The organism is Vibrio sp. 1580 (assembly GCF_033340055.1).
Window position 1 is genome coordinate 1 of sequence record NZ_JAWOVT010000702.1, and the last position, 524, is coordinate 524.

Consider the following 524-nt stretch of genomic DNA (forward strand, 5'->3'; position numbering starts at 1 on the left):
GACTGCGGCAAAGCAGCGCCCAGTAAACCTTGCGTTAACGGGTCCATTATTTGCGCCCACCACGATAACGTAGGCGAGAGAGAAGGCATATGCGCTTCAAAATCGGTTCAAATTTAAAAACCAGAACGTTCTCCGACATAAATTATCCGTATTTAAGTGGATTGGAAATCACGGCTTAATGATGCATTAAAGTGTTCGAAAACAAATGCTTTGATTTTAGTGTAAGAAGGAATCGCCCTATTCGCTAGTGAGAAGCGAACCTGAAGCGAGGATCGTGGTGTACGTCAGAAGTCCAAAACGGCGGATTTTACAGACGTAAAATAAAACAAGGCGAACCAGATAGCTCGCCTTGTTTACTGAACGATTAACGACAAAAAACCTTAGTCTTGAGGGTTTTCTTTCGCGTTGATTTCAGCGTAAGTGTGCAGAAGCTCTGTCAGAGTTTTCACCCAAGCAAAAACATCCGAAGGGGTATTTTCGAGTAGTTTTTCCACTAGTGCACAGTGTGTTTCTAGCGTGATTGC

1 pseudogene is annotated in these 524 nt (G+C 43.5%); it reads right to left on the minus strand.

What is annotated here, in order from left to right:
• Positions 1 to 380: 380 nt before the first annotated feature.
• Positions 381 to 524, minus strand: a pseudogene (locus tag R7093_RS27935) (exoribonuclease R); the annotation flags it as partial.